This is a genomic window from Methylacidiphilum sp. Yel (assembly GCF_004421185.1).
Lineage (GTDB): Bacteria > Verrucomicrobiota > Verrucomicrobiia > Methylacidiphilales > Methylacidiphilaceae > Methylacidiphilum.
In genome coordinates this window covers 1-23,701 of record NZ_LXQB01000025.1, presented here as the reverse complement: position 1 = coordinate 23,701, position 23,701 = coordinate 1, and the positions used below count along the sequence as shown (strand labels likewise).

The 23,701-nt window shown below is 40.5% G+C and carries 25 protein-coding genes; 15 read left to right on the top strand and 10 right to left on the bottom strand.

Annotation, left to right across the window (positions count from 1 at the left end; translation table 11 throughout):
* The coding region (locus A7Q09_RS10670; protein WP_394346618.1) for a hypothetical protein at positions 1-236 on the bottom strand (236 nt) is incomplete at its 3' end.
* A gap of 189 nt (positions 237-425) precedes the next feature.
* Here A7Q09_RS10670 and A7Q09_RS04810 point away from each other — a divergent pair.
* The 9 genes from A7Q09_RS04810 to A7Q09_RS04770 all read left to right on the top strand — a co-directional run bounded on the left by A7Q09_RS04810 (position 426) and on the right by A7Q09_RS04770 (position 11,345).
* On the top strand, positions 426-1,820 hold the full coding sequence (locus A7Q09_RS04810; protein ID WP_134390161.1) for a nodulation protein NfeD: 1,395 nt from the start codon (positions 426-428) through the stop codon (positions 1,818-1,820).
* A gap of 18 nt (positions 1,821-1,838) precedes the next feature.
* The gene (locus tag A7Q09_RS04805) at positions 1,839-2,309 is read left to right on the top strand and encodes an NfeD family protein (protein WP_134390160.1); all 471 of its coding nucleotides are present in this window, start codon (positions 1,839-1,841) and stop codon (positions 2,307-2,309) included.
* A gap of 50 nt (positions 2,310-2,359) precedes the next feature.
* On the top strand, positions 2,360-3,367 hold the full coding sequence (gene floA / locus A7Q09_RS04800) for a flotillin-like protein FloA (protein ID WP_134390159.1): 1,008 nt from the start codon (positions 2,360-2,362) through the stop codon (positions 3,365-3,367).
* A gap of 22 nt (positions 3,368-3,389) precedes the next feature.
* Positions 3,390-3,872 (top strand): hypothetical protein, encoded by a 483-nt coding sequence (locus tag A7Q09_RS04795; protein ID WP_166791927.1) that lies wholly within the window; start codon positions 3,390-3,392, stop codon positions 3,870-3,872.
* Positions 3,873-3,927: 55 nt separating this feature from the next.
* A complete protein-coding gene (locus A7Q09_RS04790) occupies positions 3,928-5,319 on the top strand; it encodes an efflux RND transporter periplasmic adaptor subunit (protein WP_134390157.1) in 1,392 nt (463 codons plus the stop codon).
* Between the two features lie 6 nt (positions 5,320-5,325).
* The gene (locus A7Q09_RS04785; RefSeq protein WP_134390156.1) at positions 5,326-8,538 is read left to right on the top strand and encodes an efflux RND transporter permease subunit; all 3,213 of its coding nucleotides are present in this window, start codon (positions 5,326-5,328) and stop codon (positions 8,536-8,538) included.
* 754 nt (positions 8,539-9,292) lie between these two features.
* Positions 9,293-9,601 (top strand): YqjD family protein, encoded by a 309-nt coding sequence (locus A7Q09_RS04780; protein ID WP_039722131.1) that lies wholly within the window; start codon positions 9,293-9,295, stop codon positions 9,599-9,601.
* Positions 9,602-10,223: 622 nt separating this feature from the next.
* Positions 10,224-10,892: a MotA/TolQ/ExbB proton channel family protein gene (locus tag A7Q09_RS04775; RefSeq protein WP_244228534.1), complete on the top strand. Its 669-nt coding sequence runs from the start codon at positions 10,224-10,226 to the stop codon at positions 10,890-10,892.
* A gap of 36 nt (positions 10,893-10,928) precedes the next feature.
* A complete protein-coding gene (locus A7Q09_RS04770; protein WP_134390154.1) occupies positions 10,929-11,345 on the top strand; it encodes a biopolymer transporter ExbD in 417 nt (138 codons plus the stop codon).
* Positions 11,346-11,726: 381 nt separating this feature from the next.
* Here A7Q09_RS04770 and A7Q09_RS10665 read toward each other — a convergent pair whose 3' ends face one another.
* Positions 11,727-11,912 (bottom strand): hypothetical protein, encoded by a 186-nt coding sequence (locus A7Q09_RS10665; protein ID WP_208526682.1) that lies wholly within the window; start codon positions 11,910-11,912, stop codon positions 11,727-11,729.
* A 101-nt stretch (positions 11,913-12,013) separates the two neighbouring features.
* Between A7Q09_RS10665 and A7Q09_RS04765 the strand changes: the two genes are divergently transcribed.
* From A7Q09_RS04765 to mscL, 5 genes are all read left to right on the top strand, one after another.
* Positions 12,014-12,379: a DNA polymerase ligase N-terminal domain-containing protein gene (locus A7Q09_RS04765; RefSeq protein WP_134390153.1), complete on the top strand. Its 366-nt coding sequence runs from the start codon at positions 12,014-12,016 to the stop codon at positions 12,377-12,379.
* A gap of 315 nt (positions 12,380-12,694) precedes the next feature.
* Complete coding sequence (locus A7Q09_RS10450) at positions 12,695-13,048, top strand: hypothetical protein (RefSeq protein WP_166791926.1); 354 nt, start codon at positions 12,695-12,697, stop codon at positions 13,046-13,048.
* A gap of 197 nt (positions 13,049-13,245) precedes the next feature.
* Entirely contained in the window at positions 13,246-13,863 is a 618-nt protein-coding gene (locus A7Q09_RS11450) for a zinc ribbon domain-containing protein (RefSeq protein ID WP_394346619.1), read from the top strand.
* A 292-nt stretch (positions 13,864-14,155) separates the two neighbouring features.
* Positions 14,156-14,734 carry an NUDIX hydrolase gene (locus tag A7Q09_RS04750; RefSeq protein WP_134390152.1) on the top strand — a complete coding sequence of 193 codons (579 nt, stop codon included), beginning with the start codon at positions 14,156-14,158 and terminating at the stop codon, positions 14,732-14,734.
* A 33-nt stretch (positions 14,735-14,767) separates the two neighbouring features.
* On the top strand, positions 14,768-15,124 hold the full coding sequence (mscL, locus tag A7Q09_RS04745) for a large conductance mechanosensitive channel protein MscL (RefSeq protein ID WP_134390151.1): 357 nt from the start codon (positions 14,768-14,770) through the stop codon (positions 15,122-15,124).
* 139 nt (positions 15,125-15,263) lie between these two features.
* Here the strand turns inward: mscL and A7Q09_RS04740 are convergent, their stop codons facing one another.
* From A7Q09_RS04740 to thpR, 8 genes are all read right to left on the bottom strand, one after another.
* The gene (locus A7Q09_RS04740) at positions 15,264-15,857 is read right to left on the bottom strand and encodes a hypothetical protein (RefSeq protein ID WP_244228533.1); all 594 of its coding nucleotides are present in this window, start codon (positions 15,855-15,857) and stop codon (positions 15,264-15,266) included.
* Between the two features lie 41 nt (positions 15,858-15,898).
* Positions 15,899-16,723, bottom strand: coding sequence for an inositol monophosphatase family protein (locus A7Q09_RS04735; RefSeq protein WP_244228531.1), 825 nt, complete (start codon positions 16,721-16,723; stop codon positions 15,899-15,901).
* A 47-nt stretch (positions 16,724-16,770) separates the two neighbouring features.
* Complete coding sequence (locus A7Q09_RS04730; RefSeq protein ID WP_134390149.1) at positions 16,771-18,291, bottom strand: glycosyltransferase family 39 protein; 1,521 nt, start codon at positions 18,289-18,291, stop codon at positions 16,771-16,773.
* 32 nt (positions 18,292-18,323) lie between these two features.
* Complete coding sequence (locus A7Q09_RS04725) at positions 18,324-18,980, bottom strand: methyltransferase domain-containing protein (RefSeq protein ID WP_244228529.1); 657 nt, start codon at positions 18,978-18,980, stop codon at positions 18,324-18,326.
* Positions 18,974-19,690, bottom strand: a complete 717-nt coding sequence (purQ, locus tag A7Q09_RS04720; protein ID WP_134390148.1) for a phosphoribosylformylglycinamidine synthase subunit PurQ — start codon at positions 19,688-19,690, stop codon at positions 18,974-18,976. The genes A7Q09_RS04725 and purQ overlap by 7 nt, the downstream gene beginning before the upstream one ends.
* Positions 19,687-19,923 (bottom strand): phosphoribosylformylglycinamidine synthase subunit PurS, encoded by a 237-nt coding sequence (gene purS, locus A7Q09_RS04715; RefSeq protein ID WP_244228527.1) that lies wholly within the window; start codon positions 19,921-19,923, stop codon positions 19,687-19,689. Before purS ends, purQ begins: the two co-directional genes overlap by 4 nt.
* A gap of 10 nt (positions 19,924-19,933) precedes the next feature.
* Positions 19,934-21,265, bottom strand: a complete 1,332-nt coding sequence (purB, locus tag A7Q09_RS04710) for an adenylosuccinate lyase (RefSeq protein WP_134390146.1) — start codon at positions 21,263-21,265, stop codon at positions 19,934-19,936.
* Positions 21,266-21,588: 323 nt separating this feature from the next.
* Complete coding sequence (thpR, locus tag A7Q09_RS04705; RefSeq protein ID WP_134390145.1) at positions 21,589-22,188, bottom strand: RNA 2',3'-cyclic phosphodiesterase; 600 nt, start codon at positions 22,186-22,188, stop codon at positions 21,589-21,591.
* A gap of 871 nt (positions 22,189-23,059) precedes the next feature.
* Here thpR and A7Q09_RS04700 point away from each other — a divergent pair.
* A complete protein-coding gene (locus A7Q09_RS04700; protein ID WP_134390144.1) occupies positions 23,060-23,473 on the top strand; it encodes an NADH-quinone oxidoreductase subunit A in 414 nt (137 codons plus the stop codon).
* The last annotated feature ends 228 nt before the right edge of the window (positions 23,474-23,701 follow it).

The following is a 23,701-nucleotide window of genomic DNA, read 5'->3' as shown; positions in this document are numbered from 1 at the left end:
TCTATCTGCTTGTTCTTCTCTTCAATCTGTGCGGATGCATCAGAAAGAAGATCATGATTATGTTTGGTTTTTTCTTTTTTAAGCGCCTTTTTCTTAGTCGAATGAGAATTTTGCGAAGAAGTGTTATCGGCGATGGCTCTAATCGAAAAAAACGAAAAGAATAAAAAAATAAGTAAGCTAAAACAAAAATATCGAAAAAAGACAGCAAAGAAGCGGTTGATAAAACTAAATTTCACGATGAAATCGGTGCTTTAAATAATCAAAGAAGACCACCATATTGTCAATAAGTAAAATAGAATGTAGGGGATAAAAGAACATTTAGCTTAAGAATAAGCAGTTGAGCAAGTTAAATTTGATAAATTAGTTTCAAACAAAAGCGCAATTATGTTTTGAAATTGCAAACAAATGGCAATGACTGAGTTGGAATGACATACGGGAAGTTAGGAGCTATTAGTTTATTATTTTTTCTTTTTTGTTCATTTCTTAAGGCACAGATTGTCAAGGGTGGGAATGAGCTTGTCTATGTGATCCCTATTAAGGATGAGATTGAACAAACTATGGTTTATGTGGTTAGGCGTGGAGTAAATGAAGCGATTAAAAGCGGTGCCAAAGACTTGATTATTGATTTAAATACCCCAGGGGGACAAGTGGAGTCGATGGAAAAAATTATTCAGCAGATTGAACGTTTCCCATTTCAGGAAAATACTTTTGCCTTTGTAAATCATAAGGCCTATTCTGCAGGTGCTTTTGTGGCAGCTGCCTGCAGGCATATTTATATGGCTCCGGGTTCGGTTATTGGTGCGGCAACCCCTGTGATGTTTTCTCCTCAAGGTGGCATACAGAATTTACCGGAAAGTTATGAGAAAAAAATTCTTTCTGCCTATCAAGGATTGATTCGAGCCATTGCAGAACGACACGGCCATAATCCTGCTGTTTTTAATGCCATGGTGGACAAAGATAGTGGACTTGTCATAGATGGCAAAGAAATCCTTCCTAAGGGAAAAGTCTTGACCCTTACCGATACAGAAGCCATTAGGCAGTATGGAAATCCTCCTAAGCCTCTTTTAGCCGAAGGCATTATTCCTAGTTTAGAGCAATTGGCCGAAAAAATTATAGGGACAAAGCCAATAATTATCCAATTAAAACCTACCGGTTTTGAAAGAATCGGCAGGATTATGACGATGCTAGGTCCCCTTTTTTTGACTCTTGGTCTTCTGCTCGCCTATTTAGAACTGCAGACTGGGGGCATAGCTTTAGGATTACTTAGTCTTCTCTTTTTTTGCCTTTATTTTTTGGGTCATTATCTAGCAGGATTAAGTGGTTTTGAGCCGTTTTTCCTTTTCCTCTTTGGTGTTTCTTTGGTTTTGGCTGAGTTTTTTTTCTTTCCTGGATTAGTCATCCCAACTCTCATTGGGCTCTTAATGGTAGTCATTGCAATACTATCGGCATCGGCAGAAAAATTGCCGACAGAAAATGTGGGAAGTTGGCTTGCTGGGATGAGGGAGGGATTGATATCTTTGATAATTGCCATAGGTTCAGCCTTTCTGCTTATATTTGCTTTTTCCCGTTTTATTCCAAAAAGAGTTTCGATTGGGTGGAGTAAAGAGCCGCAACAAAAGGATGAGCGGACCCTCGAGCTGTCTGTTGGTATGGAAGGGCAAGCAGTCACAGTCCTTAGACCAAGTGGTTTGGGAAGATTCAAGGGGAAGGTGGTAGATGTCGTAAGTCTTGGGGAGTTTATTGCTGAAGGCACTCCAATTCGGATTGTTCGAGTCGAGGGGATCCGGATTGTTGTCGAAGCAGTGGATGTAAAGAGTTAAATTAACCGAAGTCATGCGGTGAAACTCTTGCTTTTGATATTGATCCTTACTGGTGGTCTTGGGCTTTTCATTGAATCTTTTTTCCCAGGCTATATTCTGGCATTGTTAGGTTCTTCTTTGTTGTTGTCAGCTATAGTCTTAGGCTTTGTCTTTTATGGTCTCATGGGAGGATTAACAGTATTTGGGGTTGAACTTGTCGTCTTGCTGTTGATCTTTTGGTTGTGGATCGTAATTTTCCCCAAGACTGGGCTAAAAAAGAAGATGGAGCTTTTAGTGACCAATAAGGAAGAAGAAGGCAATGAGATCAATTGGTATCTAGGAAAAGAAGGCAGATGCGAGTCTCCATGCAAGCCGCATGGTTTTGTTCGCATAGATTCAAAAAGAGTAGAGGCAGTATCTGAAACAGGATATATTGAAGAAGGAGTAAAGATAAAAGTTGTAGGAATCAGGGAAGGAAAAGCAATTGTAAGAGCTATACAAACTGAATAGCTTTTTTCATTATTGATACTAGCCTGTTAAACAATAAATAAGGGGATTTTGTGATTAGCTGGATTTTGATTGTCTTTTTGCTCATTGTTCTGCTGATTGTTGCAGCGATCCTATTCAATTTTATTGGATTGTGGATAAAGGCAATGATTACAGGAGCTGCTGTCAGCTTACTGAATCTCGTTGCTATGCGGCTTAGAGGAATTCCTCCCTCGTTGATCGTTAACACAAGAATCACCGCAGTCCGTTCTGGTCTATCTATTTCCACAGCTCAATTAGAATCCCATTATTTGGCAGGCGGTAATGTAGAGCATGTTGTAAGAGCATTGGTAGCAGCGGATAGGGCGGGGATCCCCTTAACATTCAACAGGGCCTGTGCCATTGACCTGGCAACCATAGGAACCGGGAAAAGTGTGTTTGAGGCTGTTCGCACAAGCGTTAATCCTAAAGTAATCGATTGTCCTTTTCAAGTTGGAGGGCCAACCTACATTGCAGGCGTGGCTAAGGATGGAATAACGGTAAAAGCCAAAGCACGGGTGACCGTAAGAACAAATTTGGAAAGGTTTGTAGGAGGAGCGACGGAAGAAACCATTATTGCTCGAGTAGGAGAGGGCATAGTGACGACCATAGGAATGGCTACTACCTACAAGGAAGTATTAGAACATCCTGATCGGATATCGAAGATAGTTCTTCAGAAAGGATTGGATTCTGGTACAGCTTTTGAGATTTTATCGATAGATATTGCCGAAGTGATCATAGGCGATAATGTAGGAGCAAAACTTCAAGCCGAGCAGGCAGAAGCAGATAAAAGGGTAGCGCAGGCGAAAGCAGAAGTCAGAAGAGCGGCCGCTGTAGCTCTAGAACAGGAAATGAAGGCTAAAGTTGAAGAGATGAGAGCCAAAGTGGTGGAAGCTGAGTCTCAAATCCCCATAGCCATTTCTGAAGCTCTTAGAAAAGGCTATCTTGGAGTGATGGATTATTATAGGTTGCGTAACATTCAAGCGGATACCCAAATGCGGGCTAGTATTTCTGGAGAAACATCTTCTACAACTCCCACTTAACAGATTACTTCTCAAACTGCTTATGAAAGACTTCCTCCCTTTCCTCTTTTTCCTCCTTCTTGTTGCTTTACAGCTGTTCTATGGATTGAGAAGAGGGAGGAAAAGCAAGACTTCCTCTAGCCGTGTTCCTTTTCCTTGGGAAAAAGAGAAGCAGCCATCGGAGGAAAAACAATCCGCCTCTATGACAACAAAGGAAGAAAGTATCAAGGAATCGATACCTCTGCCGGTAGAAAAAGAGTTGCCTATTATTTTTTCAGCGAAAGAAATAGCATTGCAGAAAGAAACATCCCTTCCAAAGGAGATATTGGGGAAAAAAGAGGACTGGGATATTTTTTCTTATGAGGAAAAGAAACCAATGAAAAAAGGGATTTCTAAAAAAGAGCTAGTAGCAGTTCTCAAAGAGGCCAGTAATCTAAGAAAAGTGGTGATCTTAGCTGAAATTATTGGGCCGCCTCTTTCCATTTCAAGCAGGAGAAAGGGAATATTTGGGGAAAATGATTTCTAAAGAATAATTTCTTTGGTTGTGATAATAATTGTGCTGCAGTAAAAAATTCTTGGTCATGGTCAACAGGAAAGGCTTGCAGAATTTCTTATTTTTCTTTGGCATCCTTCCTATCTTTTTTTGGTTTTTTCTCTGCCCTATTCAAGCAGAAGAAAAAAAGGGAGAAATTCTCTATTATACTTGCACGATGCACCCCAGCGTCAAATCAAAAACCCCTGGAAAATGCCCTATTTGTTCGATGGACCTAGTGCCCGTTTATGCTTCCAGTTTTGAAACAAAATCTGAGCAAAAGAATCAAAAAGAAACCCAGGAAACCTCTCCCTTTTTTATTCCCCCAGAAAGGCTTCAGGCTATTGGAGTAAGGACCGAGGAGGTACAAGTCCGAAAGTTAAAACTTGAAATTAATGCACCAGCCATTGTTTCAATCAACGAGTCAAAAATTTACGATGTTAACGTCAAGGCGGGCAATGGGTATATAATCAAATTATATGCTAATTATGTGGGCAAGCATTTTTCCAAGGGAGAAACACTGGCAACTATATTAAGCCAGGATTGGGTTCAGGCGCAGATGGATTATATAAAGGCTTATAGAGCATGGCGGAGGAGCCTTTTAGTAAAAAAAGATAATCCGATACTGCTCGATCAACAATTTTATCACATTCGTGCTAGATTGCGTGTTTGGGATCTTAATGAGGATCAAATAAGGGAGCTTGAAAAATATGCTTGGTCGATGTCTGTCAACGATGTGCGAACAGCAAAGGGTATTCGTGGAACCTTTGAGCTCCGTTCTCCCATAGAGGGGCATATTCATGAAAAAAATGTTTACGAAGGGATGTATTTTACAGCCGGCCAGTCCCTACTCAAGATCGTTGATCTACGAAATGTGTGGATTTTAGCTGAACTACCAGAAGATCAGGCTCGATATATTTCTATTGGTCTTCCTTGTCAGATAAGCTTCCCTGCTCTGCCAGAAAAAATATTCGAAGCCAAAATCGATTTTATACAGCCCCATTTTGCTGAAGAGACTCGCCGATTGCAGGTGAGGGTTGTTCTGCCTAACCCACATCACATTCTGCATCCAGGAATGTACGCTGATTTTAAAACAACAATAGATTTTGGAACTAAGCTTGCTATAGCTGAAGATGCGGTGATACCCACAGGAGAACACTACGTAGTTTTTCTCGACCATGGGGGAGGCCACTTGGAGCCAAAATTTGTGGAAATTGGAGATAAAATAGAAGGCTATTATATTGTCCGAGGAGGGGTAAAAGAGGGGGATCGAGTCGTCAGTGGAGCCAATTTTTTGATCGATGCAGAAGCCAGGGTTCAGGGAGCCTTAAAAATATGGAGCAGCGATCATTATTCTAAGAGAGAGAAAAGAGAAGCAGGAGAGAAAAAAGAATATCAACAGATGCCTCATTCTCATATGCATGGGATGCCAGGCATGTAAAGACTAATGATCAGCCGGATTATTCTTTGGAGTGGAGAAAATCCATTTGTGGTTCTCCTCTTTGTTTTCTTTAGCCTTTGTCTTGGGCTTTACTCTGTTGCGCACGTGCCTCTTGATGCCATTCCTGATCTTTCCGACGTTCAAGTGATTGTTTATACCGAATGGCCTGGAAGAAGTCCTACTCTTATCGAAGATCAAATAACCTATCCGATTTCAACTCGTTTTATTTCCGCTCCGAAAGTGAAATTCGTAAGGGGAGAGTCGATGTTTGGTAAGTCTTTTGTCTATGTAATCTTCGAAGATGGAACAGATCTTTACTGGGCAAGATCGCGGGTTTTGGAATATTTGAACTCGGTTCGTTCCTCTCTTCCCGCCAATGTCAATCCGACATTAGGTCCAGATGCGACGGGAGTGGGCTGGGTTTATGAGTATGTTCTCCTAGATACATCGGGCAAGCATACGCTCTCTGAGCTCCGTTCTTTTCAGGATTGGACGTTACGGTATGCTCTCTCTACCGTTCATGGAGTTTCGGAAATAGCCAGTTTTGGTGGGTATGTTAGACAATATCAAGTAAATATCGATCCTAATAAGCTTTTGGCCTATGGGATCCGTTTTGATGAGGTCGTTCAGGCAATACAGAAGAGTAATCAAGATGTGGGAGGGAAAAGCTTAGAGGTTTCTACAGTCGAATTTTATATACGGGGCAAGGGGTATTTCAGGAATTTAGAAGATATCAGCCAGGTGGTTGTTAAAAGGGACAGGCAGGGTATTCCTGTTGTGGTGAGTCAGTTGGGAGACTTGACGATTGGAGGAGATATTCGTTTTGGTGTCACTGATTATAACGGCATTGGAGAAGCTGTTGGAGGTATAGTCGTCATGCGATATGGTGAGAATGCTCTCCAGGTGATCAATGGAATAAAGAAAAAAATCAAGAGTCTAGAACCTTCTTTCCCCCAAGGAGTCAAATTGGTGCCTGTGTATGATCGATCCGAACTAATTTACAAATCTATTGAAACATTGAAAAAAAAGCTTTTTGAAGAATGCCTTATCGTCAGTGCCGTCTGTGTTGTTTTTTTATGGCATCTGCGTAGCTCATTGATTCCTATTTTTATGTTGCCAACAGCTGTTATCTTGTCTTTTATCCCTTTTTCTAGTTTCCATCTGACAGCTAACATCATGTCTTTGGGTGGCATAGCCATTGCCATAGGAGCCATGATTGATGCAGCCATCATCATGGTGGAGAATGCGCATCGTTCGCTTGAAGAATATAGGATATTGACCGGCAATGAACCCAGGGGAATAACCCGAAAAGAGTTGCTATTGACAGCCTCTCAAAATGTAGGTCGGCCCCTTTTTTTCTCTCTTCTTGTTATTACCGTTTCCTTTCTGCCAATCTTTGCTTTGGAGGCTCAAGAAGGCAGATTATTTAAGCCACTTGCTTTTACAAAAACTTTCTCCATGTTTTTTGCCTCTCTCCTCTCTATCACACTTGTTCCAGCTCTTATGAATGGCTTTATCCGAGGGAAAATCATTCCGGAACAAAAAAATCCTATCAACCGGTTCCTTTTTTTTCTCTATAAGCCTGTTCTTGAACAAGCTCTTAAACATAGAGCTGTTGTTTTGATTCTGGCTCTACTGATACTTCTCTCTACTTATTATCCATTATCCAGATTGGGTGCGGAGTTCATGCCTCCTTTAAACGAAGGAACAATCCTTTATATGCCGACAGCCGTTCCTGGAATAAGTATTTCTGAAGCGGAGAGATTTCTCAATCTTCAGGATCGTTATCTAATGACATTTCCAGAAGTGGAATCGGTTTTTGGCAAATCAGGACAGGCAGATACAGCTACCGATCCGGCTCCTCTTTCGATGACTGAAACGATCGTCAATTTAAAACCTAAGGATAAATGGAGGAAAGGAATGAATTGGGATAAGTTGATTGCTGAAATGAATCAGAAACTCCATTTCCCTGGGGTGGCGAACGTGTTCTGGATGCCTATTCAAACACGAATTCAAATGCTGACCACAGGGTTTCGCTCCGTTTTGGGGATTAAAATCTTTGGTAAGGATCTTGAGGAGCTGAATAGGCTTGGGGAAAAAATCGAAAAAGTCTTGCTAGAAATGCCTGAAACAAGGAGTGCCTATGCAGAAAGAATTGAGGGAGGAAATTACATCGATATCATTGTGCGCCGAGATAAACTTGCCCGTTATGGACTGACTGTCGAAGACGTCAACCAAACGATAGAGGGAGCCATTGGAGGGAACACAGTCACTACCACCATTGAAGGTAGAGAACGATACCCTGTAAATGTCAGATACCATAGAGATTTTAGAAAAGACGTGGCTTCTCTTTCAAGGATTCTTGTTCCGCTGCCGCCTCAAGCCTCGTTACAGAAACAAATGTCTGGTAATCCGACGACTATGGCAATTGCTTCCTCGCAAATTCCCTTAAGTGAAGTGACAGACATTCGCTATAGTCAAGGCCCCCCACTTGTTAGAAGTGAAAATGCACAACTGGTGAATTTTGTTTTTGTTGATACCCCTGCGAAGGATTTAGTGGGATATATTAAAAAAGCGGGACAAAAAATTGGGACAACGATCTCTTTCCCACCCGGATATTACATCGAATGGGCCGGTTCTTATGAATATTTTCTTAGAGCTAAAGCTAAATTTTCCCTGCTTATTCCTTTGACTTTGTTTATCATTTTTGTCTTGATCTATTTTAATACCCATTCTTTAAAGAAAACTCTTATAGTGCTTCTTGCTTTTCCTTTTTCTCTAGTGGGGGCGTTTTGGTTCCTTTATATCCTTAATTATAACTTGAGTGTGGCAGTTGCCGTTGGTTTGATTGCTCTAGCGGGAATCGATGCAGAAACCGGGGTTATTATGCTACTTTATCTTGATCATGCTTTCATGGAAGCAAAGAAAACGGGGAAAATGGGATCGATGGCGGATCTTTTAGATGCCGTTAAGGAAGGGGCAGCAGGCAGAATAAGGCCCAAAATAATGACTGTGTGTGCAATTCTTTTTGGCCTTCTACCGATTTTATGGAGTCAAGAAACAGGGGCGGATGTGATGAAACGGATCGCCGCTCCCATGGTTGGGGGAGTCATTACCTCTGCCTTATTGGAGTTGATCATTTATCCAGTTATCTTTATCTACCTTCAAAAGCATTCCATTAGCCAATCCAAAACGGTTTCTGAAAAGGCTCGCATCTAAAAATAGCTTACAGTTGTTAGCAAGCTGAATAAGATCTCAAAAGCTAACAATTAAAGCAATATTTATCCCTTTGGGTGGAGTGGAAGAAAGAAGGCTAGACTGCCCTGCCTCTGGTTTCCCTTAGTTTTTCAGGGATCACTGAATAACAGAAATGCAATGAGCATACCCTTCATCTTTTTAAGGTATTCAGTCCGTTTGCAAGCCATCCTCCATTAGAGTGGCAAACCATAAAGTAGTATAGAGTCAGTAGGATTGGGCTATTTGCTTTACATTTCCAAAGCTATCAGAAGCTATTCTGACCATTGGAGTTGGTAGTAGAAAAAACAACAAGAACCGCTAGGCTGCACACTCTAAAAAGCTTTATCCATATAGGAGGATAGACGATTTTTTTCTCCGTAGATGTGGCTCGTTCTAAAAACATACGCCTGGCTTGCTATTAAGTCTAAGAGTTTTCCTTTGGTGCTTCCCCGGCCGGTAATGGATTTTATGCTGCTAACAGCCAAAAGCTTCTGAGATATGGCTACCAACCTATTTTCTTCAGGCAATTTGGAGCGTCACAGCAGCTAAGACTATACAATAGATTTGCTTAATGAGTAAAAGGAGAACTAACCTGGGAAAGATCCTGTCACATGTCAAGAAATAAGAAAATGTTTTAAAAAGTAACGATAATACCAAGCAATTTATATGCGAAATCTTGTCAATTTGCCTGGGAATGTGCTATTGTTTTTTTCACAACAATTAGAAAAGGAGAAAAATGATGAACGAATTTGTAACCAGGGAAAAATTAGTTAACGATATCAAAGCTGTACTTCATGATGCTGATATTCTCCTAAAAACGACTGCTGGTGATATTGGAGAAAAAACAAAGGATGCCATTGACAGGCTAAACACCAAATTAAATTCTTTAAGAGACTACCTAAGTAATTCAGAAGATTGGCTTGTCGATAAAGCAAAAGAAAGGGCCAAAACTACAGATGAAATTATTCGGAAAAATCCTTACCAATCGATAGGAATTTCATTATTGGTTGGCATTGCTATCGGCATTATCCTTGGCAGAAAATAGGTAGCTTTGTCGGTCTTTTTGTTTTTTTGAAAAATCGATAAGGCTAAACCATGGTTTTTTTTCTATTAACAAAGAGAAATACGTAATGGGTTTATTTGGCTGCAATAAATGAGCTTTTCTTAAACAAAACAGTTATGGGTAAATAAAAAAAAATTCAAAGAACTAAAGTTTGCTAGTCTAACTAATGAAAGAGTCAAGAAGTTTCTCTTTTTCTATTCTTTCTTATTAGGAGAGAGGTGAAAAAAAACCTTGAGGTATTAGAAAAAGATTAGTCATAGAGCCATATTGCGCAAAGAAAAGCTTTCCCTCTTCCCGCTATCGTGGTGGCTATATGGTTTTTGGATTCTGAGCGTAAAACCCTCCTAACTAAAGCCTTCCTCTTCTCTGTCTTTTCCGTTAATCTTTTTTTCTTGCTTCAGAATCTTATTATTATTTATAATAAATTTGTTCATTGATTCTGTATTAAATAATATGGGATTTTGGGCAAGGATTTGGTGGAATACGATATAAAAGACTTGATTTATTTTATAAAACTGTATTTTTCTTGAGAACATCTCTTCTATTTTTTTTTACAAATGTTTAATTGCTTATGATTCAATTTTTTTTAAAAGGCGGACCAATAATGTGGCCAATTCTGGCCCTATCCGTTATAACTCTTGCTGTCATATTCGAGAGATTGCTTTTTCTGATAGAAATAAGTCGCAATAGAAAACGAAAGCTAGTGACGAAATTCCTAGAACTTGTTGGGCAGGGAAGGTATGAAGAGGCATTAGCTATAGCTGAAAAAAACAAAGATTATGTGCTTAAAGTCTTGCAAGAAGGGTTAAAACATAAAGATGGAGCCTTAGAAGATGCTCTGCTTGAAGCAGCAAGCGAGCAGCTGGAAAGATTTAATAAGGGACTCGTTGTTCTTGATACAGCAGTGACTCTAGGACCGTTATTGGGGCTTTTAGGAACGGTTACTGGGATGATGCATGCTTTTAGTATTGTAGGCTCTGGAGAAATTGCTGGAAAACAAGCCGCTATTACGGGAGGTGTGGCAGAGTCTTTGATCGCTGTTAGCTTTGGTCTTGCCGTAGCCATTGTAGCTATCATTCCTTTAAATTTTTTCAGTGCTCGAATGGATAGAGCTAGAAGAAGAATAGAAGAAGCTTCTACTCGTCTCGTTTTGCTTTTAAGAGGCCAGATGGAGCTAGAGGGGACAACTAGCAGACCTACCTCCGGAACTCCTTCTTCTTTGGAAGTAATGTCCAATTCCAAAATTCAATCGAGTTCTTCGGTGTTGCCATAAAGACAATAAATAGCTATCGGACTTGTACGTTGAAATATGCAAATAGTATCTCCTAGAAGAAAAAGACCTAGACTAGAAATCATTCCTTTTATTGATGTGATGTTTTTTTTACTAGCCACATTTATGATGGTTTCCTTAGCAATGATTAAGAATGAGGGTCAAACCGTCAATTTGCCATTTGCAAAGAGTTCATCTTCTATCGAAAGGAAAGAAAAAGAAATAACCATCACTATTACTGATAAAGGAGACATTTATTTTAATAAAGATCAAGTTTCCATAGAATCTTTACCAGCAAAAATTATGGAATTAAAAACTCAAGAGGCAGAGCCAAGAATTTTTCTAAATGGTGATTGCAAGGCAACATTTGAAAAAGTAACGGCTGTATTAGATTTGATCAGAAAACATGGCATAACCAAAATAGCCATTCAAACGACAAAAGAAGCCAAAAAATAATAAATAGGAAGAAGATTTTTTCGAAGCTTTGAATCCTTTGCAATCTGAAGCATAAGGGAATTTCTTGAGAGCAAGCAGACTCAGTCCAGTTTAGTATTGGTGGATAAAATGATAAAATAAGAAACCACAGGCTGCCTATCATTAAGCGTAGATGTTAGAAGACGTATGTACATCCGTTTCAGAACAATAATTGGAAAGTTAATAGAACAACATTGCATTCCCTATCCGCTCATTATTCCAAGTAAAAAAAGTAAATAACATTTAAAGATCGGATGTAATATTTCGAATCCTTAAATGTTGTAATTGAAACAAATATACCGCTAGATCCTCTCTCGAAAAAGGCTTCCTTATTGCTGGATTGAAGGCCAGAATGGTAGAATGCTATGAGCAGTCACAATCTTTTCCCTTGTGTACTGCACAATTCTCTTTCTTTGCACAGTTATCTGCACAGCCGCATTTGGCTTTCTTTTTTGCAATTTCGATAGACTCTGATGCATACAAAGAAGAAGCAGAAATTAAAGAGAGGGAAACAAAAAGAATAGAACTTAATTTAAATAGGTTTTTCATTCTGTAAATTAATTGAAAAAGAGCGAAAAAAGTCAAGGTTTTTAGGAATAAAAAGTAAAGATTAGTGACCTCATATAGCATTATTTCGATAAAATAGATAAATGAATAGATTTGTTATCCAGGAGCATTATGCGCGCCGGCATCATTATGATTTGAGACTCGAAAAGGATGGAGTGCTTAAAAGCTGGGCAATTCCGAAAAGTTTACCATTATCTGGTGAAAAAAGGTTAGCGATTCAAGTAGAAGACCATCCACTGGATTATATTGGATTTGAAGGGATCATTCCTCAAGGAGAATATGGAGCCGGAACAGTAACTATATGGGATCAGGGGGAATATGAGCCAGTAGAATGGGGAAAGGATAAAATTCTTTTTGTTCTTCACGGAAATAGATTAAGAGGAAAATATGCACTGATCCATTTAAAAAAAACATCTTCTAACCATTGGTTATTTATGAAAATAGATTAATGCATGAGAGTAATGAATAGTTATTGATATTGCCATGCAAATCTAGTGATAAATATGCATGGCGAACATATATTCGCCTAAGAAGTTAGGCGCGCTGATCGGTCGGAGCCTAAACGCGCTGCAACGATGGGATCGGGAAGAGGTATTGCCCGCTAAACGAACTCCAACAAACCGACTGTGCTACATCCACGAGGACTACCTGCGAGTGATCGGTCCCAAAAGGCGGCGCAACGTCGAACCATCGCGTATGCCAGAGTCTCCAACGCTGGGCAAAGGGGGGGATCTGAAGAATCAGCGGGAAGCACTGGAAAGGTTTTGTCTGGCACAAAGCAAAACGGTGGCCGAACGGCTGGAGGATGTGGGCAACGGACTAACCTACAAGAGGAAGAATTTTCTGCACCTGATGGAGATGGTGGAACGGGGAGAGATCTCCTAGATCGTGGTAGCTCACAAGGACTGGATGGTCTAGTTCGGTTAAGAATGGTTCGAGAAGTTTTGCCAGGATCATGGAACCCAAATCACCATCATGAACGTCGAATCCCTCTCTCCAGAGGAAGAGACGAGCAAGGATCTCCTTTCGATCATTCACTGCTTTTCAAGCCGTCTTTAAGGTTTGCGCAAATACAAAAAAAGATCGAGGATATGGTAAAAGCCAAGGAAGACAGATAAGACGTTGCGATGATCCAAGCGAAGAGCCTGCCGCTGAACCGGAAGAAGCGCCAGATGCTAGCGGATCTCTGCCTTCGCTACGCAGCCGAGAAAGAGCGTTCTTGGACCGCTTCTCGGAATGCCTGGGCGGATGCGAGGAGCGGGATCGGCTTGTCGCAGAAGACTATGCCAGGCTCGAATGGGTTGCAGGAGCGGATGTGGAAGCGGGCGATCAACGTGTCTACGAAACGGTGGAGAGGTGGTTGCTTGCCTGTGCGGCGTCGATTGGTCAGAAGATCCGCTGCAGAGAAGGATGGTTCGCCTGCGGAGAAGCGGCTCAACTTTTGGACACTACGTTCCGCCAGAAGGATTGGTCATGCGGAGAAAAGTCATCGAAACATTGGCCTTTCCGCTTTCCCGGCGCATCATCCAGATGCAAATCGGTGTGCTTCGGATGCGAATTGAATTTCTGGCGTCAGCGGGAGGTTCCACTCCGAAAGGTCAATCTGGCCTATAGCTTGCAACTCTGTCCGAAGAGCAGTTTTATCCATCCAGAGAACCGCGACAGGGAGAGGTTTACGTGCCGGTATTGCCGGTACGAAAGCCAAGCGGATCGGGTAGGCGCATACAACCACAAGGAAAGGATAGGAGATCTGGAAATTCTTCCGTGGACGCCGCGAAACCGGCTGAAGACGATCCTTTTGGAGAGGTTTCCCTCAGGACAGGGAAACAGCCCGATTGGAAACCCGAAGAAGGGGACTGTTCCGGGGCAGCAGACTCCACGCAGCGGAATACCGCAGCGGATGGACGCGAAGCGGGAGCAATTCTCATCGTAGCTTATGGGAGTGGTGGTGGATCCTCCACCGCCGGCTCGTCAACACCATGCCGGTTAACCGAAGAACGATACGGCCTTGGTAATCCCGGATTCCCACGGTCCAAAACCAAGGCGAAAAGAACGAACTAAAACAGGCGTAATGTCTTTGGAAACCCTAATGGCCTAGGGAGTAGGTCTCTTCGACTAATGGCTAGAGAGAGGGAGCTGGTTCTCTTCTTTAAATATGCATGCAAAACCCTTTGACCAAAGCAAAATCCCCTTGATGAAGAGTGAAAAGAAGGACACATTCTAGAATGAGCTTAATCGATTCGTCTTCCCGGATAGGACACATTGGGTTGCGTCCAGAAATAGCTCGATTTGCACTGACAACAGACTGTGTAGTCCTCGGATTTATGCCTGATACCTTGCATCTGCTACTTATTCAAAGGAAAAATCCACCTTTTCAAGGCATGTGGGCTTTGCCTGGAGGTTTTGTTGAGGAAAATGAGGATTTGGAAGAAGCAGCCTTACGGGAACTTAAGGAAGAAACAAACATAAGCGCCTCACAATTAGTTCAGATTGGTGCATTTGGGAAGCCTGGCAGAGATCCTCGAGGCAGGGTAATTAGTATAGCCTTTTTATTAGTAATGCCTTTTGAGAATCTAAAACCTGCTGCTGGGGATGATGCCAAAAATGCCTGTTTTTTCCCATTGAATCAATTACCCATCCTAGCTTTTGATCATCAATTCATTATTGCTCAAGGTTGTCAAAAGTTGCTGTTTCTCTTAAATGGAGAAAAAGAAAATAACCCTTTTGCTTTAGAAAAAGTTGATAAGAAAGTTTTTCAAAAAATATTAAAAGAAGCGTTAGAGAAAATTTCTAGAAAGATTTAGGTAGTAGACTAAGCTAAAGAATAAAAAGGACTAATGCAAAGCTTTTTGAAAGAATTTAAAGAATTCGCTTTCAAAGGCAATGCCATAGATATGGCTGTGGGGGTTGTTATCGGGACAGCTTTTAATCAAATTGTGAGTTCTCTTGTAAACGACATTATCATGCCTCCACTTGGAGTGCTTGTAGGGGGAGTCGATTTTAAAAATCTCCAGTTGGTCTTAGTCCCCCTACGAAAGGACGCTTTTGGGAAAACTATTCCTGAAGTAGCTATTCATTATGGGCTTTTCATAAATGCCATCGTGCAATTCTTTATTATTTGCTTGAGTGTTTTTATAGCTATCAAATTTGTCAATAAGATGCTCTCTATTCGTCTCCCTCGAAAAGACCAATAAGAAGAGAGTCCTCTCTGCTTCTGCGCAAAAGATTGCTTGATGCTTTTTATGTATTGTTTTGCCCTGCAATGAACAATTCGTTCTGAAGGGCTCTTAGCTTATATTTTTTTTAAGGATTTAAGGATATGGCCGTAGGAATCTAATGGGGCAGGTTAGGAGGAGGAAAGGAAGTAGATTTTTTAGGCATGTTTTTGCTCATATCGATGATTTGATAGTCTTTGGGTAGTTCGAACAGTTCTGGAGATTGTGGACCTTTTTGGTAATTCATCCAGTCTACAACATTTTTCCCATCTTCGCTGCTAAGACGGAGGGGCGAGCGATTTTCTTTGCTCATCCAAAGGAAAGCTTTTCCAAAAGAACCGACCACTTCAAATTTATCGCAAACGATCTCATTCAGGATTTCTGTTCCTTTTGGAGTAATATTGCTAAGGGTGTTAGAAGAAATAGGGTCTTTCTCTTTTAGTTCTTGTGAATATGGGATGATAAAACAAAGTTTTCGATTGGGCAGGAGGCTATAAATGACGCCTAGATCGGATCTGTAAATCATGACATTTTCCTTTTCTTCTTCCAGCAACTCTAGCCTCATTTTCTTGTCGTCAACAAATACTCTTTGTTTTCTGGGTGGATAATAGCCTGCACCATGGATGATTTGTAGAACACTAAATTGTGTGTCTTCTTTGAAAGGAATACCTCCAAATGTCTTCAAGCATAAAAGCAAAAAAAGAAGCTGCATACTCAGCATGCATGCAAACTGTGGAAACATAGAAAACCAGGCTAATCAAAAGTTACAAAATCGAGATTCAATGATCCATTAGTTGCTTTGAGGGAAAAAGTTTTTCCTTCAATAATAGGTTTTGTCATAATTTTACCTCCAGACTTTTCTACGAGCAGAATGCCTGCAGCAATATCCCAAATTTGAATTTGTTGCTCAATGTAAAAATCCAATCTTCCACAAGCTACATAAGCGAGATCTAGCGCAGCCGATCCTGTAAATCGGATTTTTCTGACTTTTGGAACGAGATTAAAAAAAAGGTCTGTGGCTTTAGCAATGGTTTCTTTTGTCCGAGAAAAACCGATCACTCCAATCGATTCTGAAAGAAAAGACCTTTGACTGGATTTAATTACTTTTCCGTTGAGTTTTGGATAACCAGGTTCACTCACCGTGAAAAGTTCTCCTCTCATTGGATCGTATATGACGCCAGCGATGGTTTTCCCTCTTTTTTGAACAGCTATAGAAATACAAAAGTGGGGGATCCCATACGTAAAGTTAACCGTTCCATCAAGGGGGTCGACAATCCAACATATTTCAGAGTCTTTAGAACCTATGGATCCTTCTTCGCCAATAATTTGATGTTCAGGATAATCTTTTAGAATGGATGCAATGATTTTTTCTTGGGCAAGGTTATCAAGTTCAATCTTAATATCATGAGAGAACTTTTCAGCAATTTTTATATCCGTTTCGAAATGACGCCGAAGAAAATCTCCAGCTTCCAGTGCCGTTTCAATAGCGGTAGAAAGAAAATCGTTGGGCATGGCTGTGAGAAAGGTTTGCTTTTGTTGTTTTCTTTTTAATGATCTATCCGTTGTGTGTAATTTCAAAACAAAAAGATCGGTTTATCAAGTGCTTAATGAGACTTATGAAACAATCAATTTTCTAATCGAGAAGCAGTAGGGCGGGAAGAAAGCAGCCATATGGAGTAATATTCTATTTTTTTCCCTTTATATTCTCTCCAGAACCCCCCGAAATGCTCTATCTTTGAGAACTCTTTTTTGAGACATTCTGGAAGAAGCCTACTTTGATCGTTTGAGATATAGATTGCTTTGGCATTATGCAGAATTGAATAACTCTCCCAAAAGGCAAATTGTGTTTGTTCTTGAAGACATGTAGGAATAAAGACTTTAGAGCTTTGGATTAAAAATTGCAACTCGCTTGCCAAAGCATAATCATTGGCTATGAAATATTCAGGATGGAACTTCTTCTGGATTTCGTTTAGCTTGATGGCGACGCTTTGCCATCCTCTGGGTCTCAAAAGGGGATCTTTTTCTGGTTTTATCCCAAGAAAAGAAAGATCTTCTCTATGCAGAAGGGCGGTTTGCAAAAAACTAACAGCTAATCCACTGATTAAAAGCACTTTGATGTGTGGAAGATGAAAAAGCCTTACCATAATATAAGCTAAAAGAATCATCCCACTAGAAACGGCTGTGACTGTCCAATTGCCTTTTGCTGCTTTATGTAGACTTAGAAAAGTATAGAAGAGAAAGGCAGGGAGAAATAATGTAAGAAGAAAAAGGGTTTGTGAAGAACGAAAAGAGGGTGACCAAAGGACCAAAATGATAGAACAAATAATGCCTAGGAAGAGGAAAGGGGAATAACTCAAAAGCTGTTCCTGGAGAAATTTAATAAGTTCGGTTGGTTCTATAACGAAAGAAGAGGTTAAGTCGCCACGATGGAGGAGATGATGGACCGTTATCCATCCATGGTTGGCGTTCCAGATCCATACAGGCAAAGAGAATAAAAAAGAAAAAAGAAGGAAATAGGCATAGTTTTGTGATAGTAAGAGTCTTCTTTTGTCTGGATAGAACAATAAATAAAGGCTAAAGCAAAGGAGCTCAAATGCATTCACATATTTAGCCAGAAATCCTACTCCCAAGCTCATTCCAGTAAAGATCCAGTATTTTCTTTTGTCTTGCCCAAGAGCCTGCAGGAATAGAAAAGCAGAAAGCAGCCAGAAAAATAAGGATGGCGAATCGATTGTCATAAGCACAGAGCCGATCGAAAAAATAGGACAACTGGCTGCAAACAAAACAGAAAGCAAAGCTGTTAGAGAATCAAAAAGTTTTTCAGCTAAGAAATAGATTAACACTCCAGTTCCGATGCTGAATAATAGAGCCATGAATCTAATAGCCAAAATGCTGTTTCCAAAAAAAAAGGAACCAACGGCTATACACCAGGCAACGACAGGTCCTTTAGTGGCATAGGAAAGGGATGGGTGTTTGGACCATAGCCAATAGTAGGCTTCATCAGGGATAAGCCAAAAGGTTGTGGAAAACCACAAATGGAAAAAAAAACCTGCAGCAATGACCCCGAAAGCAACGCTTCGGTGAAAAGCACGATTATCCAAAGAAAGGGAGTTTGATTCGGTAGCTTTTGTTATCTCTTTGAGCATTTGAACGGCGAGAATGAGCTTTGGTATTGGTATTAAGAAAGTTTTTTATAAAGTCTGACAATTTCTTCTCCTTCTCTTCCTGGATAGCAGGCAGAAGGCAACCATTCAGCCTCTAACTGGAAATAGGGATCAAAATGACGATCGATTTCATTTAAACTAAAGCAATATGGAGGAGGTTCGGTGGAGCTTTCGGTATCAAGAAAGAAAATTCCAAGAAAAAGCCCATCAGCTCTCAACATACTATACATCGATTGGACATAATGGGGTCTTTTAATTGGGGGAATGGCACAAAAACAAGTGTGCTCCCAAATCAGGTCAAAAGATTCATGAAACTGCTGCGGAAGAGAAAAAATATCAGCCAGAAGATAATTTTCAAAAGGAGATTGAGCCTTTTTTCTGGCCGTCTCAATCGCTGAGGGCGCAAAATCGATACCTAGGGCTTCAATCTTGAGGCTTGCTAAATAATGGACATCATGGCCAGTCCCGCATCCAGGAACAAGCACCCTTTTGGGGGGAGGGAATCGTTGTAAGGCTTCTACAAGTGCGGGAGAAGGTGCACCCCTATCCCAGCCTGCTTGGCCAGATTGATATTTCGACTCCCAATATAAATAGTCATCCAGAGGAGGCGGAGTAGAGTTTGGATCCACTGGTCTAATAAATTGAATGATTAAGGGTTTGTCAATCAACAAGGCAGTAGTTTTCCTTTTTTGGCTTCAATGTAGCTGAAAACCGATTGAAAAATTTTTTTCCCGTCAACAGATCCAAATTCGTTTTCTGAGGCTCTTTCAGGGTGTGGCATCAAGCCAAGGATATTTCCTTTGAGATTACGGATGCCAGCAATGTTCCTCAGAGACCCATTGGGATTGGATTGCTGGCTAATATTACCATTAGCATCGCAATAACAGAATAGGATTTGTCCCTCCGATTCCATTTTTTGGATGGTTTGTGGGTCAGCATAAAAACAGCCTTTCCCATGAGCGATCGGTATTTGGATGACTTCCCCTGAATAAAAAAGAGAAGTGAAGATCGACTCATTTGTCTCTACACGTAAATAAATAGGAGAGCAGATGAATCGAGAGCAACGGTTAGTGATCAAGGCTCCAGGGAGAAGCTTTGATTCGCAAAGAATTTGAAAACCATTACAAATTCCAAGAATGGGAACCCCAAGTCTAGCTGCTTCTTTAACCGCACCCATAATATTCGATAAAGCGGCCATAGCTCCACTTCTTAGGTAATCTCCATAAGAAAATCCACCTGGAAGAATGATAGCATCAACAGAGGGTATTTTTTTTTCTGTATGCCAGAGTAGCGTTGCTTTGTGCTTAAGCACTTTTTCAACGACATACACACAATCAGGACCGCAATTTGAACCAGGAAACTCGATAATCGCCCAATTCATTGTCCTTCCTTTTCCCATTCTATTTTAAATTGTTCTATTATGGGATTGGATAAAAAATTTTTGGTGATCTCTTCTACTTTTTGTTTCAATTTTTCTTGGTCGGCTTCTTTAAATTCGATCACAATTTCCTTACCTACTCGGACCGATAGGGTTTCTTCAAGCCCTAAATGAATCAGTGCATTTCGGATCGCTTCTCCTTGAGGATCAAAAACACCCTCTTTAGGAAGAATCATTATTTTAGCCCTAGTCATGATCGTGAGATTTACAGGGTTGGTCTTCAATTTTTACTCCGCAGCGATGGAAAAGAGTAGGGACATTTTTCAGATAAAAGTCAAGGGAGCAAAGAGAATCGATCTCTTTAGCTTCGAGAAGAGTCGAAATGAAGGGATGAGATTTAGCATAAAGACTCAATGGCTTGTCGCCTTGCCAACAAGTCATTGCCACTTGCTGTACAGCTTCATAGGCTTCTTTTCTGCTTATCCCCTTTTGAACGAGAGCCAACATCAACCCTTCTGAAGCATAGAGCTCACGACTGGCCAAGATATTTTCTTTCATTCTTTCTGAATAGACAGTTTGACCTTTAAGGATATCTAGAAGCAATGCAAGCATATAATCAAGCAGGATGGTGGCATCAGGGAAAGCCACTCTTTCTACCGAAGAATGACTAATGTCTCTTTCATGCCAGAGGCTTATATTCTCCATCGCAGAAAGAGCATAGCCTCTTAGAAGCCTGGCTAGGCCGCATAGCCTTTCACAAAGAATGGGATTTTTTTTGTGTGGCATGGCACTGCTACCTTTCTGCTTTGGCTTGAATGGCTCTTCGACTTCGAGTACTTCAGATCTTTGTAAATGACGAAACTCTGTAGCCCATCTCTCCACAGAGCTTCCAATAAGAGCGATGCAATTTAGAAAAAAAGCGTGTCGGTCCCGAGGGATCACTTGAGAGGAAATAGGCTCAACTTTTAAACCAAGTTTTTTTAGCACAGTTGCTTCGACCTCAGGATCTAAATGGGCATAAGTTCCCACAGCGCCAGAAATCATGCCATAAGATATTTCTTCTTTAGCCTGCAGCAGTCGGCTACGTGCTCTTTTGAATTCTTCAAGCATCTGCAGTAGTTTTAATCCATAAGTCGTAGGTTCTGCAAAAACACCGTGGGTTCTTCCAATCATGGGGACAAAGGCATACTGGGTGGCTTTCTCTTCGATCACTTTCAGCAGCATGTCGATATCTGAAAGGAGAAGCTCTGCGGCTGCTTTCAATTGGAGAGCAAAAGTGGTATCAAGGATATCTGAAGAAGTTAAACCAAAGTGGAGATACCTTCCAGCCGGACCAAGCTGTTCAGCAAGTGGTTCAAGGAAAGCAAGAATTTCATGCTGAGTAATTGCTTCGCGTTTCTTAATTTCTTCGAGGCCAATTGATATATTTTTCTGAATATCTTTTGTTTCTTCTCTTGGTAAATAGCCAAACTCAACCAGAGTTTCTAAAACGAGAAATTCAATTTGAATCCAACTGTCGATTCTTTTTTTTTCGCTCCAAATTTGGAGCATGGGTTCGCGAGTGTACCGATCGATCATAGAAAAGCTTACAAAGAATGACGAAGAAATAAAAATAAAAAAAACTTTTTGGCAAAGAAAACCTGTAGTCACGAAAAATAGTTCATTCGTCAAACTTTTTGCTTCTAGCCTCCTGCCAAAGCCTGAGGGCTGTGTTGTCTCTTAGGGGAGGGAACTTATCAGATGTTTGGCTGAAACAAAGTCGGTCAGGGTCTCGGTGAACTCTGGGCTAGTGGTGAAAAATAGGAAAGTTTAGTGTTATTAACCAAACTGCTATAATAGTTTGCCACTCATAAGGGTCAGGCGGATCTACGATCTTTATGGTTGGGACTAAATCCCATTCATTATGGCTTCAATGAATAACTCCAAATTTTTGTATAATGACTTCCGGAGGGTTTAAGTTCAGACCGTACTAAATGCAAAGCCTCTATTGTTAGTTCGAAAGATGTAGGCAGGGCGATTGGTTGGTTTTTTTTCATATTAACCGGCACACTCTGATAAGAAACATGGCGAAAGACTGTGATATGCGGAATAAATTTATCGTAGGCCTGAAAGGCCACTTTTTTATGGATCATGAGCTGGATAAGTTCTTTAATCAGTTTTTCTAGAGCTAAAGGCACAAGAGTGGCTTCAAACCATATAATCCCTTCTTTACCTTTCTTTTTAAAAACAGCTTTATCGAAAAGGAGAGAGAGCGGAAACCCCTCAGGTTTTAAAAAATAGGGGATCTGTTTTGTAATTTCGTCAACGAGGCTTGGTAAAGTCCAACCTAAAAAAAGAGCAGTTATATGAAGAGAATCTTGAGGAATGGCCCTCCCTTCAATTTTTGGAAATAAATCCTTAGCTAGCTTGCTTAAAAGGGATTGTAGGTTTTCATCGGGCCAAAAAGCAAAAAAAAATCTTTCTTTTTTTTCTTCTTCTTTTAAATCACTAGAATGATTCATTCGACAAATCTACCCCGAAGTGCTCCTCCTCTAACTGCACAGTATTTTAGATAGGAATGAAATGGCCACAGAGTCCACCAGAAAGAAATAGAAGAACTGTTCTGCTTCTGCTCGATATATTGTTTTAGAATCCCAAGTGGTGCACCACTCTTGGGGAGGAGACAGTAATTTTGGCTCGAGAAAGCGGACAGCTCCCCATAGAACTTCCTCAAAAGCTCTGTGGGCGCTTTGCAGATAAACAAGAAAATGATAGGTATGAGATTTTTCAAAGGAGTGGAAGTGGAAAATCTTTGTTCCAAGCCTAAGGCAATAGTCCTGATCGAGCTCCCCATTGCATAACTGTTGCTTCCCATGCTGGAAAATTATAATGCATGTAGTGGTCCAGCGCAAAAATATAACTATTGCTTAGATTTTTCTCCAAATTTCAGACTACGGTGCGAGTACAGCAGCGAGGAGTCTATTGAAACTTATAGAAGCTAGTCCTGGATGAATGCCATAGAGCTTATCAGGAAGAACAGGTTTCTGTGGTCCTTCCCCTAGTTCAAATTTTAACCAGCAGAATTTACTTTAGGGGAATGGCAATAGACTTCTAAAAGCTCCTCAGCCTGCTCAGAAACTATCGGTATGGCATAGAGCGATTAAGAAAATACAAAGAGAAGCTCTTCAATAGGTATAGGAGCTATAGTATTTTCCAGGAATTTCTTGTTCAACCGACAAAATATACAGCTTTAGATTTGGATTTGTCGAAAAAAGGCTTTGCTATAAAGAAAAACTTTCGCCATACTGGAGTAGATCATTCAATAATAAAAAAAACTTTTTTCTAATTAATAATGACAATAGTAAAAGATAAAAACGGGGTTTTTTTATTCTTATGAGCTTATTTTTGTCACAATCACAGCCTTTGTCCGAACAAATCAACACACTTGCCTTTGTGTTTCAATTTCTGGCGGCCATTCTTGTTGCTGCTGGAATGCTTGGAGTTGCTGCTCTAATTGGGCAAAAAGGGAGGAAAACAAAAGAAAAAGATATTCCCTATGAATGTGGAAAAGATCCAATAGGTCCTCAGAATCCACGATTTTCTGTAAAGTTTTATATGGTGGCAATGCTTTTCATTCTTTTTGACATTGAGACTATTTTTTTCTTTGCTTGGGCTATATCCTATCAAGACCTTTTGTCTCAGGGAATAGGTGCATTGTTTGTTATTCTGTTCTTTCTGTTTTTACTTGGAGTGGGTTTTGTCTATGAAATTCAGAAAAAATCTTTGGATTGGACTCAAAGAGGATAAGGAGCTCTAAAGACACTTTTCCCAGGAAAATGACCAATCGACCAACTCCTCACTTATAGAATTTCTTCTTATTTAGAGCTGCATTTTGAGCTTTTCCTTCGTTCTTCTTTTTACCATCCATCGCCGTAATGCCCCTGCCTTCAGGCATGGGGATATAAGGCGATAAATTATAGCTATATGTAGTATAATTATGTATGAACAGAAAAGAACAATTGAAATCCAATAAAA